Source organism: Undibacterium sp. GW821-FHT07F11 (genome assembly GCF_059418665.1).
This window is the reverse complement of record NZ_JBWKQH010000003.1, coordinates 415240-434184: the sequence shown is the minus strand read 5'-3', so window position 1 is coordinate 434184 and position 18945 is coordinate 415240. Positions and strand designations below refer to the sequence as shown.

Below are 18945 nucleotides of genomic sequence, written 5' to 3'. Positions count from 1 at the left end.
TTACTGTGATCGATTTCTTCGCGATTTGTCAGCATCAGGTTCTTTGATTGATTTTCAAAAATTGACCGGTTTTATCCGGAGACAAGGCAAATATCATGTGGCAAGGCGTCATTCCCGCAGTTACAACAAAATTCAACCAGGACGATACGCTGGACTTCAAGGAAATGGAGCGCTGTTTCCGTTATTTGATGGATGCCGGTTGTGATGGTCTGATCGCTTGTGGTTCTTTGGGTGAAGGCCCTTTGTTATCCCATGCCGAACGTATCGATGTGCTGAAATTGACGAAAGAAGTAACAGGTAACAAGCCTGCCATTTTGACCGTCGCCGAGGCAGCCACACGTGATGCCTGTGCCCTGGCAGAAAAAGCCGCCAAAGCTGGCGCTGATGGCTTGATGGTTGTCCCTAGCACCATCTATCACACCAATCATCGTGAGACTGTAGCAACCCTGCGCAGCATCGCCGCTGCCGGTGATTTACCTGTCATGATTTACTCCAACCGTCTGGCTTATCGCGTTGATGTGACGACAGACATGCTGGAAGAACTGGCTGATGATGCCCGTTTTGTAGCAGTAAAAGAATCTTCCGATGATATCCGTCGCACTACAGAAATCATTAACCGCCTGGGTAGCCGTTATGACTTGTTCACTGGTGTAGATAACCTGGCTTTTGAAGCCTTGACTGCTGGTGCAACTGGCTGGGTAGCTGGCCTGGTTGTGGCATTCCCGCATGAGACAGTCGCCATTTACCGTCTCATCAAGGCTGGCCGTTATAACGAGGCGCTGGATATCTACCGCTGGTTCCGTCCTTTGCTGGACCTGGATGTGTCCACTTATCTGGTGCAAAACATCAAATTGGTAGAAACACTGGCTATCGATTCCAATGACCGCGTGCGCGCCCCGCGTCTGCCGCTGGAAGGTGCTCTGCGCACCCGTGTAGAGCAAGTGGTCAGCGCTTCCCTCGCCAATCGTCCGGTTTTGCCAACGTTTAACTGATCGTTTGTTTTAGTGAATGTGATGGCGCAGGAAGCATGCCTATGAAGACAACAGTGTGTGTCATTGGTGCTGGCATAGTCGGCACTACCTGCGCCTTGAAAATGCAGGAAGAGGGCTATCAGGTTAGTTTGATTGATGCGGCTTCTCCCGGTTGTGGGGTAACCGCTGTAGGTATGGGACATCTGGTTGCTCTGGATGAAAGCGAGCAGGAGCTGGACTTGTGCCTGCTTTCTTTGCGCATGTGGAAAGACTTCTTCACTGAATTTCCTGGTATAGGAGAAGTCAGCCAGTGTGGCACCTTATGGGTGGCAGAGAACGAAGACCAGCTTTCGGAGGCGCATCATCGTGCGCAAGCAATGAATGCGCGGCTATGGCGTGCAGAAGCCTTGACTGGTGAACAGGTGCAAAAACTGGAACCTGCTTTACGCCCTGGTCTTGCTGGTGGTGTCAGAGTCTTTGGCGACAGTGTGGTGTACCCACCCAAGCTGGCGCATTTCATGGCTCAGCTTTTGGTCAAGCGTGGTGGCAATGTAATTCTGGGCAAGCGAGTTGCGCAGCTAGCGGCAAACCAGTTGATTTTTGCTGATGGCAGCAAGCTGACTGCAGATATCATCATCGTCGCTGCAGGCCTCGAAGTAGCTAAACTCTTGCCTGAAATTGCCGTGTTTGGCCGCAAAGGTCATCTGGCGATTACTGATCGTTACCCTGGTCGTCTTTCACATCAGATTGTCAGCATGAATTATGGACAGGCCACAGTCTCAGCCGATGCACTGGCCGTGGCTGCCAATGTGCAACCACGTAGTAACGGACAATGGCTGATCGGTTCTTGCAGACAGGATCAGCAGACAGATAATGGCCTGGATCCCAAGGCTCTGGGAGCAGTATTGCAATCTGCCATGACGCTATTACCTTGCTTGGCCGACATGCAAATCATACGCGCCTGGGCAGGCATGCGTCCGGCATCACCTGATGGTCATCCCATTATCGGGCCTCATCCTGAACTGGCTGGCGTCTGGCTGGCAGCTGGGCATGAAGGCCTGGGTGTGACGACGGCCATGGCGACAGCAAAAATGCTGGCAGATCAGATTGCCGGACGGGCAGGAGAAATAGATTATCAACATTATTCGCCTGAACGTTTTTTCCTTGCGCAGGAGCTGAAATATGCGTGAACACGATCCGGGCAAAGAAGTAATTGCAAAAATCTGGATTAATGGCTCTCCCTTTGAGGCGACGACGGACATGAGTGTGGCTGCGGCCCTGATGCGGTATGACAATATGCAGACACGTCAGTCGGTTTCTGGCCAGCCGCGCTTTGCTGTTTGCGGCATGGGCGTGTGCCAGGAATGCCGGGTACGTATCAATGGTCAGCCGCATAAACTGGCTTGCCAGGAATACTGTCGCTCAGGCATGGTGATTAATACTGAAACCGCTGGTTTGGGAGTCTGACGATGGTATCAGCGATCTTACCGTTTTCCACGGATGTTCTTATCATAGGCGCTGGCCCGGCAGGCCTGGCAGCGGCGCTGGCCGCCGCTGAACTATCATCCATCGTCACTGTGATCGATGAAAACCCCGCGCCTGGCGGGCAAATCTGGCGCGGTGGTCCAGGCGCATGGCGTGACGGGCGGGCGCATGATTTGTGGCAGGCGCTGGCAAATTGCCTGAATGTACGCATGGTGTATGGCGTGCGTATTGTTGCTGCCTCTGCTGAGAAAGAGTTTCTGCTGGAGACAGCAGACGGGGCGCAGAAATTAAAATGGAATAAGTTGATTATTTGTAGCGGCGCCCGTGAGTTGCTCTTGCCTTTCCCCGGCTGGACTTTACCTGGTGTGACTGGTGCTGGTGGCTTGCAAGCCTTGATCAAGGGCGGCATGCCAGTGGAAGGTAAGCGCGTGGCCGTTGCTGGTAGTGGGCCTTTGCTGCTGGCAGTGGCAGAAACGGTGATACGTGCCGGTGGTCACGTAGTCAGTATCATCGAAACAAAAACAAGCGAACACTTGATACAGTTTTTCTTAGCCTTGCTTAAGTCGCATCGCGGCAAGCTGCTACAGTCGCTGAAGTTGTTTTGGCAACTCAAGAGTGTACGTTATCGACACAATGCCAGGGTGATCAAGGCACATGGCGAGCAACGCCTGCTCGGCATCAGTCTGCAGCATGGCGACAAGAAAATTGACTTGAGTTGTGATTTACTTGCCTGCGGTTTTGGCTTGTTACCCAATCTGGAAATCGGCACCGTGATGGGATGCGAAATCAGGGATGGCAGTATCGTGGTTGATATCAACCAGGCCAGTACGCGTGCCGATGTCTGGGTGGCGGGCGAGGCTTGCGGTATAGGCGGTGTTGACAAGGCTTTGGCAGAAGGGCACATTGCCGGTTTGGCTGCGATTGGGCAGGCGGCTGAACAAGATGATATTGCGCGCCGGGCCCATGCCAGGCAATTTGCGGATTTACTCAAGCAGAGTTTTGCCACAGATGACAGCCTGCGCAAGTTATGCAAGTCAGATACGCTGGTATGCCGCTGTGAAGATGTCAGTGCCAGGCAATTGCGCGAACATGGTGACTGGCGTACCGCAAAGCTGATGACCAGGGCAGGGATGGGCGCCTGTCAGGGGCGTATTTGTGGTGCAGCCTGCCAGTTCATGTTTGGCTGGGAGGCTCCGGGGCTGAGACAACCGGTTTTCCCGACAAAAACCTCAACTCTCGCTGCACTGAGTGGTACGGCGGGTAATGTTGATCAATAAGCTTGAACAATACGCTTGAAAAGCAAGACTGAACAACAAGATTGAAAAAATAAGGAAGAATAAAGATGAAACAACTGTATATCAATGGTAGCTGGCATGACGGCGCAAACGTAACTGTCACACGCAGTCCCTCTGATTTGAGTGAGGTAGTTGGCGAATACGCCAGTGCGGGTAATGAGCAGGTAGAGCTGGCAATTGCCGCTGCGCGTGATGCAGCAGAAGGCTGGCGTAATTCTGGCGTGCAGCAAAGGGCAGACGCGCTCGACAAGATAGGCACAGAAATCAATGAGCGCAAAGCTGAGCTCGGTAGCCTGCTGGCACGTGAAGAAGGCAAAACCCTGCCAGAAGCGATAGGCGAAGTTGGCCGTGCAGCAGCCATCTTCAAATTCTTTGCACAGGAAGCCTTGCGCATACGCGGCGACAAACTGGCTTCGGTGCGCCCGGGTGTGGATGTTGATGTCACCCGCGAACCGGTAGGTGTTGTTGGCATTATAGCCCCCTGGAATTTCCCCATAGCCATTCCAGCCTGGAAGGCTGCACCGGCGCTTGCTTATGGCAATACTGTGATTTTGAAACCAGCAGAGCTGGTGCCAGGCTGCTCCTGGGCTATGGCAGAAATCATAAGCCGTTCTGGCTTGCCTGCGGGCGTATTCAATCTCTTGTCTGGCCCTGGCCGTATTGTTGGTGAAGCCTTGAGCAAAGACAGCAGGGTAGATGCCATCAGCTTTACCGGTTCCGTCGGTACTGGCAGCAGGGTGCTGGCAGCTTGCGCCGCACGCCGCGCCAAGGTGCAACTGGAAATGGGTGGCAAAAACCCGCTGGTGATATTGGCAGATGCTGACCTGGATGTGGCCGTCAATGCAGCAATTCAAGGCTCTTATTTTTCTACTGGCCAGCGTTGCACAGCATCTTCACGCCTGATTGTTGAGGAAAAAATCTATCCGGCATTTGTTGCTGCGATGATCGATAAATTGAAGAGCCTGAAAGTAGGACATGCCTTGCAGACAGGCATAGATATAGGCCCGGTTGTCGACAAGTCTCAACTGGACCAGGACTTGCGCTATATACAGATAGCCAAAGATGAAGGTGCCAAACTGGCCTTTGGTGGTGAACGGCTATCGCGTGATACCGACGGTTATTTCCTGAATCCGGCCCTGTTCGTAGACTGTGATCCTGCCATGCAACATACCAGGGAAGAGATTTTTGGCCCGGTAGCGTCCGTCATTCCAGCCAAAAATTATGAGCACGCGCTGCAGCTGGCAAATGATACTGAATTTGGCCTGACAGCAGGGATTTGCACGACCTCATTGAAATACGCAACTCACTTCAAGCGTCATGCGCGCGCAGGTATGGTCATGGTCAACCTGCCTACAGCTGGGGTTGATTACCATGTTCCATTTGGTGGCAGCAAGGCTTCCAGCTATGGTGCCCGTGAACAGGGAAGTGCAGCTGTGGAATTCTTTACTACGATGAAGACCAGTTATACCGGTAGCTGATCTTGAATTCGCTCTGTAGGAGGCAAAAAAAGCAGCTAGCAGCTGCTTTTTTGCTTTTAGTGCCTGTTTTTTCCTGTTTTTGTCCCATTCCTCCGTCCTTATCACTGTTCAAGCCGTGATTTGCGCATTCTGTCGCAAGCCCATGGAAGCCCCTGATGTTCTTTTATAAGATGCTTACATCGAATCACAGAACACAAGAAATCATCAAATTCACAATTGAGCTAAAGGGAGCCCATCATGACATCTGCTATCACATCACGCATCACTTCAAACAAGCGCATCGCCATTATCCTCTTGTCCATCCTGGTTTTTGCCGTGATAGTCATGTCGTCCTTTCATGGTGTCGATGTGCAGATTGACGGCGACGACATCGATGGCGTAGGTGGATTCTTTGGCTTCTTTGGCGTTTTGTTCGGCTGTGGGGTTGCTGTAGTGGCGGTAGTGTTTGCTCTTGGCCTGACTGGCATGGTACTGGCGGGTGTGGCAATATTGTTATGCGTGATTTTCGCTGTAGTATTGGGTTCTCTGGCACTGGCATTGCTGCCCTTGCTTTTCCCTGTCTTGTTGGTGGTGGGTTTGGTTGCCCTGTTCTCACGCCGTAAAACTGCCTGAACTGAATTCTGGATATATCCATAGCTTGTGGAGTCAATAAATGTACACGCTTGACATCGTTAATCCCGTCAAGCCAGGCAAATACAGGAAGTGGCTTACTTCCTTTTTGCTTTTGAGCCTGGCCTTGTTCCTCTCAGCCTGCGCAACTGACAGCAAGCTTTCACCTGCACAAGTAGAATTGTCAGGTGACGGTGGCGAAGTGAAAATCTTGTGGAGTGCCCTACCGCGCCCATTGCCTTTGCCGCCACTTGATCATGCTGCCTTGTTGTTACCAGTACACTTTGGCAGTAGCGAGGAAAAAATATTTTATATGCAGTTTGATCTGGGTCATCCCTCTACCGTCTTTTATTCTCATAAATGGAAGGCTATTGCCGAGAAATATCAATTTGTGAATTCTGGCGACAAGCTCGCCGCAGTTAATTTCAAACTCGGTGATATGCAAGTGCTGGCCAAAGATATTTCCATCATGCAGCGCGAAGGAGCAGGTGTTGACTGGAGTCAGGACAGCGTAGAAGTAATCGGCACCATAGGTGCAGATTTGATTGATGGCAGGGTAGTAGTGCTGGACTTCAAAAAAGATATAGTGCAATTTGCCCGTGAACGCAAAGGCTTGCATTTGGCAAGCAGCAAATTCCAGCCTTTCAGTTTTTCTGGCCGCAGGATAGTCATGCCTGTTACTTTTGATGGGGAAGAGAAAACAGTGATGTATGACAGCGGTTCCAGCGCTTTTTCCTGGTTAAGCAATGAAAAAACTTTCCAGCGACTGGCAAAGCAGGATGCCAGCCCCGTGGCTTATCCCATTCGTTCGTGGGACAAGGTATTAACCGCGCATACGGTAGAAACCAGCGCAGAGGCAACAGTAGCAGGCATCAAGCTGCCTGTGAAAGAGATCAGTTACATCCAGGATATGGGCTTCTTGCAAGAACTGGCAATCAGCAGCCTGGGCGCAGGTGGGATGGTCGGGAATAAGCTTTTTCTGGGTAAAAAGCTGATTATTGATACGCGCAAACTGGAAATGGCTCTGGAAGAATAAGTTCTATTCAGGTTTGGTGCGCAAAATGAACTGCAGCGCCTGTTCTGCCAGTTCATCTATGCTGATGCCTGAACCGCGTCTATACCATTGCGCTGTCCAGTTCAGCGTGCCAAACATCAGCAATTTATCTATGTGCGTGGGCATGGCCCAATCCCCTGAGGCATGCAGGTCTATGATGACTTTTTCCCATGCAGCTTCATACCTGTCCTTGAGGGCAATGATACGGGCGCGCGCCGGTTTGTCGAGTGCGCGCCATTCGTACAACAGTACCGCAATAAAATCATGTTCGGGAGCCAGCAAGGTATTCAGATGGACTTTGACCAAATGCTGAAACGCCAGGCGCGGAGGCAAATCTGCCAAAGTCAGCTTCTCTATTTCTTCCAGTGATTTTTGCATGCCTTGTTCCATCACGGCGACCAGGATGTCCTGCTTGGTCTTGAAGTGATAAAACCAGCTGCCTGACTGTATTCCTACGGCCGCAGCGATGTCGCGCACGGTGGTGTTGTCATAACCCTTTTTCCTGAATAGTTGTGCTGATTTCCTGATCAAATCCTGGCGTATGCTTTCTGATTCGTCCAGCACAGGGCGGCCGCGCTTTTTTGCGGTTTCTGAGGCGGGCAATGCTGGCTCTGTCGCGTCTGTAGTAATTTCTTTGGGCATTGCTATTGGGGATAGTCTTCTAAAAAATGTGGTGGTGCGCTTTTCTGACAGCTCTTGATGGTAACCTTAAACATAGCTGCCATCAATCAGCCCAGAAAAATCAGGCAAAAAAGCCTGAAACCATAATATAGGAGACACAGTATGCAAATCAAACCAAGCTGGATGACGCCAGAACTGGAAACTTTTCGCGACGCAGTACGCCGCTTTGTCGCTGCCGAAGTCACTCCGCACCAGGAGCATTGGAAAAAACAGCAACATGTAGACCGCGATGTCTGGGACAAGGGCGGTGCCATGGGGATCTTGCTGGCTGACATACCTGAAGAATATGGCGGTTCTGGCGGCAGCTTTGCCCATCAATCGATCGTGTTTGAAGAATTGACCTATGCTGGTGATATGGCCTTTGGCATACACGTACATGCCATCGTCGCCCATTATATTTTGAATCAGGGGACGGAAGAGCAAAAGCAAAAATACCTGCCCAAGCTGGCTTCAGGTGAAATGATTGCCGCCATCGCCATGTCTGAACCCGGTGCCGGCTCTGACCTGAAAGGCGTACGCACAACCGCCAGACGCGATGGCGACAGTTATGTCATTAACGGTTCCAAGACGTTTATCTCCAATGGCTATATGGCCGATCTGGTGGTGGTCGTGACCAAGACTGATCCTGAAGCCGGTGCCAAGGGCGTGTCACTGATCATGGTAGAAACCAGAGACTGTCCGGGTTACCGGGTAGGGCGCATACTGGAAAAGATAGGGCAAAAGGGCCAGGACACTTGCGAGTTGTTCTTTGATGATGTACGTGTGCCGCTGGACAGGGTACTCGGTGGCGTCGAAGGCAAGGGTTTTACCCAGTTGATGACTGAGTTGCCTTATGAACGCACGATACTGGGCGTATCCGGCGTCGCTGCCATAGAGCGGGCACTGGATCTGACGATTACCCATACCCGTGAGCGCAAAGCTTTTGGCCAGGCACTGATAGAGATGCAGAATACCCGCTTTGTGTTGGCGGAAATCAAGACCGAAGCAACGATAGCCCGTACCTTTATCGACCGCTGTATAGTCGATATGATGGAAGGGCGCATGGATACCGAACTGGCATCGATGGCCAAATACTGGATATCCGATTTGCAGTGCAAGGTCATAGACCAGTGCCTGCAATTATTTGGTGGTTATGGCTATATGCTTGAATACCCTATAGCGCAGATGTATGTCGACGCGCGGGTACAGCGCATTTATGGCGGTGCCAATGAAATCATGAAAGAGATCATTTCTCGTAACTTATAAACCAGGATAAAAAGCGGAGAATAAAGCATGGCTGGACCTTTACAAGGTATACGTGTCATAGAAATGGTAGGACTGGGACCTTGTCCCTTTGCTGCCATGATGTTGGCCGACATGGGGGCAGAAGTCATACGCATAGACCGCAAGCTGGCACCGGGCGCAAATAATCCTTTCCCCATGCTGGGCACCAAATATGATGTCATGGCCAGAGGGCGGCGCTCGCTGGCGCTGGACTTGAAACAGCCAGAAGCCAAAACCGTCTTGCTGGATCTGGTAGCCAGTGCCGATATCCTGCTGGAAGGTTTCCGGCCTGGTGTCATGGAGAGGCTGGGTCTGGGGCCGGAAGTTTGCCAGCAACGCAATCCACGTCTGGTATATGGGCGTATTACCGGCTGGGGCCAGGACGGTCCATTGGCGCAGGCGGCAGGGCATGACCTGAATTACATCGCCCTCAGCGGCATGTTGCATGCCATGGGGCGGGCAGATACGCCGCCAGCACCGCCCTTGAATCTGGTCGGCGATTTTGGTGGTGGTGCCATGATGCTGGCTTTTGGTGTGGTTTGTGCTGCTTTGGAGGCACGCAGTTCTGGCAAGGGGCAGGTGGTGGATGCTGCCATGGTCGATGGTTCAGCCTTGTTGGGGGCGATGATTTATGGCTTCCGTGCTTTTGGTGCATGGTCAGACCAGCGTGGCGCGAACATGCTGGATGGCGGCGCACATTTTTATGATACCTATGCCTGCGCTGACGGTAAATTCATTTCCATAGGCGCGATAGAGCCTCAGTTTTATGCCTTGTTGCTGAAACTTGCAGGCATCACTGATCCCGCATTCAATGCACAAATGGATAGCCAGAAATGGCCGGAGCTGAAGGAAAAGTGCATGGCTTTGTTCAAGACCAAGACCCGCCAGCAATGGTGTGAATTAATGGAAGGAACAGATATCTGTTTTGCCCCAGTACTGGATATGGCAGAAGCACCTGAACATCCACACAATCTGGCCAGGGCCAATTTTACTGATATTGAAGGCATATTGCAGCCAGCACCTGCGCCGCGATTCAGCAGGACCGCGCCAGAAATCAGCAGGCCGCCAGCAGCGCCAGGCCAGCATAGTGCAGAAATTTTGCTAGATTGGGGGATGAGCGAAGAGCGTACCGCCCATTTAAAAGAACACCAGGTGATTTGAGGCCGTTATTGCTGCTCTATGAGTTTTGCTGCGGATTCAAATTCAAACTGATGCATGAAATGCCTGAGTTGTATCATGGCATCCGGATTGAATTGAGTAGCAATTGCGGTTTCGTTTTCTTCAAACAAGCTCTGTGCATCAGCATCCGAGGCAGCCAGCAAGCTGCGCAGCTCGGTTACAATGTTTTTTGCCTCGGCTTCATCGACGATGATTTCTTCATGCTGGGGTAAAATTCCCGGCAATACAGCTTTTAACTCATCGAGTACTGCATTGAGCGATTGTGCAAGTGGCTCCAGGGTTTCCAGAATGAATTCCCTGCCTTCTTCCTTGCTGAGTTTATATTCCAGCTCTGCTGCTATTTTTTGCAGTTTCGTGGCCCCTATGCTGCCAGCCAATCCTTTCAGTGTATGGCTTAGTCGTTCTGCATTGCCATACTCACTAATTTGTATGAGCCTGTTTAATTCATGCAAAGTATCGGCCTGACTTTGTTCAAACCTGTGCAACATGTTGATATAAAACTCGTGACGCCCGCCCATATAATGCAAGCCAAGGCTGGTATCAAGTTCATTGAATTGCGGGAATCCCGCGTCCTCATCATCAAAGACGGTGCTGGTAATCAGGCTGCCAGGTACCGGCAATTCATGCTCAGTATCCATCCAGTGTGAGACTATGGCGAATAAGGCGTCAGGTTGTATGGGTTTGGTCAGGTAATCCTGCATGCCTTCGCGCATGCAGCGTTCACGGATATCGCCAACGGCATGTGCAGTCAGGGCGATGATGGGCGTGTCATCCATACGAGCATCTTGCCTGATCTTTGCCGCAGCTTCATGGCCATCCATGATGGGCATTTGCAAATCCATGAATATCATGGCGTAATATCCCGGCTCGTTTGCCATGATCAGGCGTACCGCTTCTTCACCATTGTCGGCAACATCAGCGGTAATGCCTACCATGCTCAGTAGCTCAATGGCAATCTGCTGATTGACGGGATTGTCTTCCGCCAGCAAGACGCGGCGACCAGCATGGTTTTGTGCCGAGATATTGGCACTGTATGCATTACGCGATTCCAGGCGCGCTTCTGATTCAGCGTGTAAAGTGAAATCTATTTCAAGTGGCAAAGTGAATGAAAACGTAGACCCATGATTCTCTTGACTGTGGACTTCAATTTGCCCACCCATCAATTCGACCAGGCGACGCGAGATTGATAAACCCAGACCAGTCCCGCCATACTTGCGGGTAGTTGAACCATCAGCCTGAGTAAAGGGCTGGAACAGGCTTTGCTGCTGCTTGGCAGACATGCCTATGCCAGTATCACGCACCGAGAATGTCAGATCAGTCGTTGTGGACGCTGTTGGTGGTCTGACGACACTGAGTTCTATTTCACCGCCGCCGGGAGTGAATTTGACGGCATTATTGACCAGATTGGTCAATACCTGTCCAAGCCTCAGCGGGTCACCACGCAAGCGCGCGGGTACTTCCTCAGCAATGTGTATGATATAGGCGATTTGCTTTTCTATGGCTTTCTGGCTGGTCAGGGTGGACACACTATTAAGCACGTCCTTGATGGCAAATGAAATATTCTCCACATCCAGCATGCCAGCTTCTATCTTGGAAAAATCCAGTATGTCATTGATGATGCCCAGCAGCGATTCACCCGCATGATGGATTTTGCTGACATAGTCGTATTGCTTGGGTGTCAGCCTGGTTTGCAAGGCAAGATGGGCCAGGCCTATGACTGCATTCATGGGCGTGCGGATTTCGTGGCTCATATTCGCCAGGAATTCACTTTTTAATCTTGTCGCATCCTCTGCTTTCTTGCGCGCCTGCCTCTCTGTCATGCTGGCAGATTCCAGTTGCTGCTGGGTCAGGCGTAGCTCACGATAGGCATTGGCATTGTCAAGTGCAATTGCGCCGTAAGAGCAAAGCGTGCGAAAGATCAGGCATTCCCTTTCACCATAGGCATATTCACGCGGCGTCTGTATGCTCATGACACCCAGGATGCGGTCTCCAATGCTGAGGGGGGCAAATAAGAGACTCAGGGTTTCCAGTGTATCAGGCACGACAGGGAAATCATTATCTGGCCGCAGTTCCAGCTTGATTTCCCGTCTTTCGCGTACACAGCGTGCACTGGAGGCGCGCTCATCTGTCAGCTCGACTTCGTGATAGGGGTGGGGCAGGTTTTCTTCTATGCCAAAAGCCTGTGTCAGCATTTGTCCATCTGGTGACAGCATGTAGATGATGAAGGTAGTCGCATCCAGTAAATCTTTGAGATGGAAGTGAATAGCTTCAAAAACTGCCTCAGGTTCCAGGTTGGAGGTGATTTGCTGGCCTATGCGGCCCAGACGTTCCAGCGTTGCACCGGCCTCCTGCAAAGTCGCAGCCCGGCGCGCTTCGGATACGGCAACCAGTCTGTGCTGTTCGGCCTCGGCGCGTATTAATTCGGTTTCATGCCTGACCTGTGCCATGGCGGTGCGGTTATTCGCCTGCTTTTTGCTTTCGCGCTGTTCCGCTGTAATGGCTTGTCGTGCGTACTGCAAGGCTTTATTGCTGTCACCGACGTCGGCCCAGGCGTCACTCAGCGCCATCAGTAACTCTGTACTGGCTTGCCAGCCTTCAGTCAGTTCACCTGTCTGCAAGGATTCTTCCAGATAATGAATGATGGCATTCGGCGCATCCATTTTTTCTGGCATGGTAATGATATGACGCGCATGTATCTCGGCCAGTGTCTGGTTCAGGGTGACACCAAGCGCAGTGAACTGGTGCTGGTGTATCAGCGATTTGGCTTCAGCGATGGCGGCCAGTGCAGCATCGGCCTGGCCCGACACTGACAATGCCCGCGCATAACGTATCAGTGCCTGCGGCAGGTCATCCATGGAATGGGCAGCTCGAAACAGGGCAATTGCTTCACTAAAAGCAGCAACGGCCTTGTCGATTTCACCTTGCATGAGCAGGCATTCTGCCAGTTCAGCATGAACGATGGCCTTGTTGATGCCGCCTGGTGTTCTGGAAAAACCATTCAGCGCTTCTTCCAGGGTTTTTTGGCTGCGCTCATACTGCCCCAATTGTCGTAACAGACTACCCAGATGGGACATGGCATAACCTATCAAGGCTGGCCATTCGGTTTCATGTGCACGCTCGGCGGCCCAGTCGAAGACACCGGCAGCGCCTTCGAGGTCGCCGACGGTTTGCATGGATTCACCAGAATTGCCAGCAGAAATGATCGCCAGTCGTATCAAGCCGGCCTGACGAGCCAATTCACTGGATTGTAGATAATAAACAGATGCCCGTGCTGGTTCACGCCTGCCTTGAATTACGCCAGATGCGGCTGTCAGATGTGCAGCGACGGCGGGATGATCGCGATACTGATATTGTTTGTCAAATGCTGTGTGCCTGACCGATGCAGCCAGTGGGTCATAAAATGCCAGTTCGTAGATAACCCAGGATTCGGCAATGGCAAGCCTGAGGCTGTCATTAGCCCTGGTGTACCAACTTATTGCGGCTGCACATGCACGTGCTTCTCTGGCCGGGTCACCTTGCTCCAGCGCCAGTACCGCGTCAGTCAGGCTGGCGTCTCCCAGACCGGTGCTGTCATTCAAGTCACTAAAGACTGTGATGGCTTCGGCCAGCAAGAGTTCGGCGCTTTTTTTATCGCAAAACAATGCAGCGATTTCTGCCCGGATCAGGCACAGTCGGGCATGAAACTGCCTTCTCAGGGTTTCAGGTGCTTCCAGATCTGCAAGATCGGCCAGTACCGCCATTGCCAGCGCAGAAGCGCGTTGGCTATCTCTTTGCCGCAGATACCAGGCAAGCGTCAATTGACTGATGAATTTATCCAGCCCCTGTGCCGAAGTCAGCCTGTTGGAAAGCTGGTTTACTTCTTCTTCAGTGGCAAATAGATTCATGGTCGCTGGCGAAATAGAATTGATCAAATCATACCTTATGCCAAGCTGCTTGAAGGATTATGAGAAGGGTTTTGTTGCAAACTCGGCAGGAGTAGATGTTTAGTCAGTAGCAAAACAGGAACTTTTTAGCAGCTAATGCATCTGATTCGACTTGGTTGATATTCTATTGATATATTATCGCCTGCTGATTAGTGTAGCCAAGTTTGAAATCTGATAAATTAAATAATAATCCAAGAGGGAGAATCTATGCGTGTGTCAAAACTGTTGCCGCTGGCCTGGGCTGTCATGCTGTGCTTGCCGGCATTGGCTGCAGAGCCAGTCACCAAGCCGGAAGCTGAGAAAAAGAAGTGGGATGTCAATCATCCTCCCGGCGAAAGTAAGACAGTCAATATTGATACCCGTACCGGCACCTGGATGAGTGTGGATGTCAGTCCGGATGGCAAGCAACTGGTGTTTGATTTGCTCGGCGATCTATATACTCTGCCTATAGTTGGCGGCGAAGCCAAGGCCTTGACGCATTCCATGGCTTGGGAAATGCAGGCGCGTTTCTCACCAGATGGCAAACAGATAGCCTATATGTCTGACGCTGGTGGTGGTGACAATGTCTGGGTCATGAATGTCGATGGCAGCAATGCGCATGCAGTCAGCAAAGAAGATTTCCGCCTCTTGAATAATCCAGTCTGGCATCCTAATGGGCAGTATATTGCGGCGCGCAAGCACTATACCGGTACCCGCTCACTGGGTTCTGGCGAAATCTGGCTGTATCATCAGAGTGGTGGCACAGGCGTGCAATTGAATGAAAAACCAAACTGGCAAAAAGACCTGGGTGAGCCGGCATTTTCACCAGATGGCCGTTATGTCTATTATTCGCAAGACACGACGCCAGGCACGTCCTTTGAATACAACAAAAATTCCAACGGACAGATTTACCAGATTTTCCGCCGTGATCTACAAGATGGCAAGGTCAAAGCTTTTGTCAGTGGCCCTGGCGGCGCAGTGCGTCCCGTGCCTTCGCCGGATGGCAAGTACCTGGCCTTTGTGCGCCGCATTCGCAACCAGTCGGCCTTGTTTCTGAAAAATCTGCAGACGGGCGAAGAAACAGCAGCCTGGCCAGAGCTGGAGCGTGACATGCAAGAAGCCTGGGCTATTCAAGGTGTGTATCCAGCCTTTGCCTGGATGCCTGGTAGCAAGGAGATTGTGGTCTGGGCCAAGGGTAAACTGTGGCGTCTCGATCCATTCAGCCGCAAAGCAGTCGATATTCCTTTCCATGTGCAAGATACAAGGGAAGTGCGCAGTGCCTTGCGCTTCCCGCAAGAAGTCGCGCCTGACCAGTTTGATGTGCATCAGCTACGCTGGGTGAATGTCGCCCCGCAGGGGGATAAAGTTGTCTACTCGGCGCTGGGACATATCTATGTCAAAGACCTGCCAAATGGCACGCCGCGTCGCCTGACTACGCAAAACACGCATTTTGAATTCTTCCCCAGCTTTTCACGTGATGGTAAATCTGTGGTGTTCAGTAGCTGGAATGATGAAAAGCTAGGTGCCGTCAGAACAGTAGAGCTTGCCAACGGCAAGGAAACCATTGTGACCAAGGCCCCGGGTAAATACCTGCAAGCGCGTTTTTCACCTGATGGCAAACAAGTTGCCTACGTCAAAGCCAAGGGGGGCTACCTGACTACGCCTTGGCATGGCATGGAAACAGGCGTGTTCCTGACGAATGCAGATGGTAAGTCCGAGCCGCGCCTGTTGACGGAAGAGGGAGGTGCACCACAATTTGGCAAGGATGGGCAGGCAGTGTATGTCACCCGTACACAATATACCGGTGAAGTTGACTGGACCACTTCGCTGGTACGCGTAGCTCTGGATGGCAAGCCTGAGCAGCCAGTCGCAAAAAGTGAGTTTGCCGGTGAATTTGCGATTTCGCCAGATGGTGAATGGCTGGCTTTTGGCGAACGTTACCATGCTTATGTGACACCCTTACCACTGGCTGGCAAGGCAGTCACCATAGGTCAGAAAATGGACGCGCTGCCAGTCAAGCAACTGGATGTGAATGCCGGTCAATACCTGCACTGGTCCGGCGACAGCAAGCGTATCAACTTTTCTCTCGGCGATGAATTATTCAGCCGTGAATTGAAAGATGCTTTTGCTTTCGTGCCGGGCGCACCTGCCGAGTTGCCTAAGCCAGCAGAGCAGGGGCAAAAGATAGGCTTCCGCCAGGCGGCTGACAAACCGAATGGCTATACAGTCATATCCGGTGCCAGAATCGTCACCATGAAAGGCGAAGAAGTCATCGAAGATGGCCGTATCGTCGTCAAGGATAACCGTATCGTCGGCGTCGGCAAATCTGCCGATGTGGCCATACCTGCAGGAGCAACCCAGATTGATGCTAAAGGAAAAACCATCTTGCCCGGCCTGGTCGATGTGCACTGGCATGGCAGCATGGGTGAGAGCGGCATCATCCCGCAACAAAGCTGGGTTAATTATGCTTCGCTGGCTTTTGGGGTGACGACTATCCATGATCCGTCGAACGACACGGGCGAAATATTCACGCAAAGTGAATTGCAAAGAGCCGGACAGGTATTGGGACCACGCATTTACTCTACCGGTACCATACTCTACGGTGCCAAGGGTAATTTCGCCGCTATCGTGAATAATCTCGATGATGCCTTGACGCATCTGAAGCGTCTCAAGGCAGCGGGCGCGATTTCAGTCAAGAGCTATAACCAGCCAAGGCGCGAGCAACGCCAGCAAGTTCTGGAAGCTGCACGCCAGACGCAAATGATGGTGGTGCCTGAAGGTGGTTCGCTGTTCCAGACCAATATGAGCATGGTAGTCGATGGTCATACTGGCGTTGAGCATGCCTTGCCAGTAGAAAAAGTCTATGACGATGTCAAGCAACTGTGGTCGCAGACGCAGGTAGGGTATACCCCGACACTGGGAGTCGCCTACGGCGGCCTGGATGGCGAGCACTACTGGTATGCCCATACCGATGTCTGGAAGCATCCACTCCTGAGTAAATATGTTCCACGTTCAGTACTTGAGCCACGTAGCGTCAGACGTGAAACCGCACCGGAAGAAGACTTCAATGTCATCAAGGTGGCGCAGACTGCAACGGCCCTGCAACGGGCCGGTGTTCCTGTCAATCTGGGTGCACATGGACAACGTGAAGGCCTGGCAGCGCACTGGGAATTGTGGACCTTGGTCAAAGGCGGCATGACACCGATGGAGGCAATACGCAGCGGTACCATCAATGGCGCACGTTATCTGGGCATGGATAAGGACATCGGTTCTCTGGAAGTGGGCAAATTGGCTGACCTGATGATTATTGATGGTGATGTACTCAAAGACATACGGCAATCAGACAAACTCAGTCATGTCATGCTGAATGGGCGTTTGTATGAATCAGGTACTTTGAATGAAGTGGGTAAAACCAAAAAAGTGCGTAAGACTTTCTTTTTTGAAGGCAAGGGCGGTGGTGAAATGCCTATAGAAGCTGATGAGCATGCGCATGGCCATTGATACCCGGATGAGCTACTGGGTTTGATCGTGAATGAAGAATGCAGCTATTGATTAAAAATAGCTGCATTTTTTATATCTTTCATCAGCTAAACATACAGTTTGATTCAGCTATTCAAACAGCCTGTATCCTAATTTGCAGATGGCATGTGTCACAATAGAGGTTTGACGCATTAGTCTGGTGCATTTTATCTTGCTTTAATGATATTTAATTACCGACTTTGCAGCCTTGATTCTATGTCCAACCATCTGGAGTTCTATCATGTTTCAGCACGTCGAAGCCTATCCTGGCGACCCTATCTTGTCCTTGAACGAGGCCTTTGGTAAAGATCCGCGTACCAACAAGATCAATTTGTCTATCGGTATTTATTTTGACGATGCTGGCAAGATTCCCATGTTGCCGTCCGTGCGTGCAGCAGAACACAAGGTTGTGGCAGATGCCGGTGCCCGTCCTTATTTGCCTATGGAAGGCGCAGCAAATTTCCGCACGGCTGTGCAGGAACTTTTGTTTGGTGCAGACAGTGCGGCAGTCAAAGCTGGCCGTGTCGTAACTATCCAGGCGGTTGGTTCCAGCGGTGGCCTGAAGGTTGGCGGTGATTTCATCAAACGTTATTTCCCCACATCGACCATGCTGGTCAGCGATCCTACCTGGGATAACCACAAGGCAGTATTCGAAGGTTGTGGTCTGACTGTTAAAACCTATCCTTACTATGATGCAGCAACTGGTGGCTTGCGTTTTGATGCCATGATAGAAGCATTGAAAGCCGCAGAAAAGAAAAGCATCGTCCTGCTGCATGCCTGCTGCCATAATCCTACTGGTGTAGACCTGACGCAGGAGCAATGGCAACAACTGGTGCCGGTATTGAAAGAGCGTGAACTGATCGCCTTCCTCGACTTGGCTTACCAGGGCTATGGCGACGGTATCGTAGAAGATGCCTATGCCGTGCGCCTGCTGGCCGACCAGGGTTTGAGCTTCTTCGTTGCCAATTCCTTCTCCAAGAGCATGAGCCTGTATGGCGAGCGTTGCGGCGCCCTCAGCGTGGTTTGCCCGGATGCGGCACAGGCAGTGAATGTGCTGGGCCAGATGAAGGCAACTATCCGCCGCAATTACTCCAACCCGCCACTGCACGGCGGTCAGTTGGTTGCCCGTGTATTGAGTGACCCTGAACTGCGTCCTATGTGGGAAGCAGAAGTCGTTGCCATGCGTGACCGTATTCAGCTCATGCGCCGTAAATTGCATGATGTGCTGGCTGCAAAATTGCCAGGCCGTGATTTCAGTTACTTCCTGACGCAGCGTGGTATGTTCAGCTACACAGGCTTGACTGCTGAGCAGTGTGATCGCCTGAAAGAAGAGTTCGGTGTCTACCTGGTACGTTCTGGCCGTATGTGTATCGCTGGCTTGAATACTGGTAACGTTGAAGCGACTGCTAGCGCGATTGCCGCTGTTCTGGCTTAAGTCTGCCCGGTCCCCTGCTTTCTTGAGGCGGGGGATTTTTGCATTTTGAGTCCGTACGCCCTCCCAAAAATCTG

Annotated in this window: 13 protein-coding genes; 11 read left to right on the top strand and 2 right to left on the bottom strand. The window is 51.6% G+C overall.

Going from position 1 to position 18945, the window contains the following annotated elements:
• Positions 1–95 precede the first annotated feature (95 nt).
• From AC07OI_RS09135 to AC07OI_RS09105, 7 genes are all read left to right on the top strand, one after another.
• Positions 96–992, top strand: coding sequence for a dihydrodipicolinate synthase family protein (locus AC07OI_RS09135; protein ID WP_492704501.1), 897 nt, complete (start codon positions 96–98; stop codon positions 990–992).
• Positions 993–1033: 41 nt separating this feature from the next.
• A complete protein-coding gene (locus AC07OI_RS09130) occupies positions 1034–2161 on the top strand; it encodes an NAD(P)/FAD-dependent oxidoreductase (protein ID WP_495256989.1) in 1128 nt (375 codons plus the stop codon).
• Positions 2154–2438, top strand: coding sequence for a 2Fe-2S iron-sulfur cluster-binding protein (locus AC07OI_RS09125; protein WP_492704499.1), 285 nt, complete (start codon positions 2154–2156; stop codon positions 2436–2438). The genes AC07OI_RS09130 and AC07OI_RS09125 overlap by 8 nt, the downstream gene beginning before the upstream one ends.
• Before the next feature lie 2 nt (positions 2439–2440).
• Positions 2441–3733, top strand: coding sequence for an FAD-dependent oxidoreductase (locus AC07OI_RS09120; RefSeq protein WP_495256988.1), 1293 nt, complete (start codon positions 2441–2443; stop codon positions 3731–3733).
• A 65-nt stretch (positions 3734–3798) separates the two neighbouring features.
• Positions 3799–5229 carry an aldehyde dehydrogenase family protein gene (locus tag AC07OI_RS09115; RefSeq protein ID WP_495256987.1) on the top strand — a complete coding sequence of 477 codons (1431 nt, stop codon included), beginning with the start codon at positions 3799–3801 and terminating at the stop codon, positions 5227–5229.
• Positions 5230–5466: 237 nt separating this feature from the next.
• Positions 5467–5841, top strand: coding sequence for a hypothetical protein (locus AC07OI_RS09110; protein ID WP_492704496.1), 375 nt, complete (start codon positions 5467–5469; stop codon positions 5839–5841).
• A gap of 40 nt (positions 5842–5881) precedes the next feature.
• Positions 5882–6874: a hypothetical protein gene (locus AC07OI_RS09105; protein ID WP_495256986.1), complete on the top strand. Its 993-nt coding sequence runs from the start codon at positions 5882–5884 to the stop codon at positions 6872–6874.
• 3 nt (positions 6875–6877) lie between these two features.
• Here the strand turns inward: AC07OI_RS09105 and AC07OI_RS09100 are convergent, their stop codons facing one another.
• Positions 6878–7534: a TetR/AcrR family transcriptional regulator gene (locus AC07OI_RS09100; RefSeq protein WP_492704494.1), complete on the bottom strand. Its 657-nt coding sequence runs from the start codon at positions 7532–7534 to the stop codon at positions 6878–6880.
• Positions 7535–7675: 141 nt separating this feature from the next.
• On the opposite strand from AC07OI_RS09100, the gene AC07OI_RS09095 reads away from it, so the two are divergent.
• Together AC07OI_RS09095 and AC07OI_RS09090 are read left to right on the top strand one after the other, a co-directional pair.
• On the top strand, positions 7676–8818 hold the full coding sequence (locus AC07OI_RS09095; RefSeq protein ID WP_495256985.1) for an acyl-CoA dehydrogenase family protein: 1143 nt from the start codon (positions 7676–7678) through the stop codon (positions 8816–8818).
• Positions 8819–8845: 27 nt separating this feature from the next.
• Positions 8846–9997 carry a CaiB/BaiF CoA transferase family protein gene (locus AC07OI_RS09090; RefSeq protein ID WP_495256984.1) on the top strand — a complete coding sequence of 384 codons (1152 nt, stop codon included), beginning with the start codon at positions 8846–8848 and terminating at the stop codon, positions 9995–9997.
• 5 nt (positions 9998–10002) lie between these two features.
• Here AC07OI_RS09090 and AC07OI_RS09085 read toward each other — a convergent pair whose 3' ends face one another.
• Positions 10003–13899 (bottom strand): ATP-binding protein, encoded by a 3897-nt coding sequence (locus AC07OI_RS09085; RefSeq protein ID WP_495256983.1) that lies wholly within the window; start codon positions 13897–13899, stop codon positions 10003–10005.
• Positions 13900–14145: 246 nt separating this feature from the next.
• Between AC07OI_RS09085 and AC07OI_RS09080 the strand changes: the two genes are divergently transcribed.
• Together AC07OI_RS09080 and AC07OI_RS09075 are read left to right on the top strand one after the other, a co-directional pair.
• The gene (locus AC07OI_RS09080) at positions 14146–17418 is read left to right on the top strand and encodes an amidohydrolase family protein (protein WP_495256982.1); all 3273 of its coding nucleotides are present in this window, start codon (positions 14146–14148) and stop codon (positions 17416–17418) included.
• Positions 17419–17677: 259 nt separating this feature from the next.
• Positions 17678–18871 (top strand): amino acid aminotransferase, encoded by a 1194-nt coding sequence (locus tag AC07OI_RS09075; RefSeq protein ID WP_492704489.1) that lies wholly within the window; start codon positions 17678–17680, stop codon positions 18869–18871.
• The last annotated feature ends 74 nt before the right edge of the window (positions 18872–18945 follow it).

What these genes read in the sequence shown, in the direction of transcription:
- AC07OI_RS09095 (WP_495256985.1), top strand. Translation starts at nt 7,676, where the DNA reads ATGCAAATCAAACCAAGCTGGATGACGCCAGAACTGGAAACTTTTCGC.
- AC07OI_RS09110 (WP_492704496.1), top strand. Translation starts at nt 5,467, where the DNA reads ATGACATCTGCTATCACATCACGCATCACTTCAAACAAGCGCATCGCC.
- AC07OI_RS09115 (WP_495256987.1), top strand. Translation starts at nt 3,799, where the DNA reads ATGAAACAACTGTATATCAATGGTAGCTGGCATGACGGCGCAAACGTA.
- AC07OI_RS09075 (WP_492704489.1), top strand. Translation starts at nt 17,678, where the DNA reads ATGTTTCAGCACGTCGAAGCCTATCCTGGCGACCCTATCTTGTCCTTG.
- AC07OI_RS09120 (WP_495256988.1), top strand. Translation starts at nt 2,441, where the DNA reads ATGGTATCAGCGATCTTACCGTTTTCCACGGATGTTCTTATCATAGGC.
- AC07OI_RS09130 (WP_495256989.1), top strand. Translation starts at nt 1,034, where the DNA reads ATGAAGACAACAGTGTGTGTCATTGGTGCTGGCATAGTCGGCACTACC.
- AC07OI_RS09135 (WP_492704501.1), top strand. Translation starts at nt 96, where the DNA reads ATGTGGCAAGGCGTCATTCCCGCAGTTACAACAAAATTCAACCAGGAC.
- AC07OI_RS09090 (WP_495256984.1), top strand. Translation starts at nt 8,846, where the DNA reads ATGGCTGGACCTTTACAAGGTATACGTGTCATAGAAATGGTAGGACTG.
- AC07OI_RS09085 (WP_495256983.1), bottom strand. Translation starts at nt 13,899, where the DNA reads ATGAATCTATTTGCCACTGAAGAAGAAGTAAACCAGCTTTCCAACAGG.
- AC07OI_RS09125 (WP_492704499.1), top strand. Translation starts at nt 2,154, where the DNA reads ATGCGTGAACACGATCCGGGCAAAGAAGTAATTGCAAAAATCTGGATT.
- AC07OI_RS09105 (WP_495256986.1), top strand. Translation starts at nt 5,882, where the DNA reads ATGTACACGCTTGACATCGTTAATCCCGTCAAGCCAGGCAAATACAGG.
- AC07OI_RS09100 (WP_492704494.1), bottom strand. Translation starts at nt 7,534, where the DNA reads ATGCCCAAAGAAATTACTACAGACGCGACAGAGCCAGCATTGCCCGCC.
- AC07OI_RS09080 (WP_495256982.1), top strand. Translation starts at nt 14,146, where the DNA reads ATGCGTGTGTCAAAACTGTTGCCGCTGGCCTGGGCTGTCATGCTGTGC.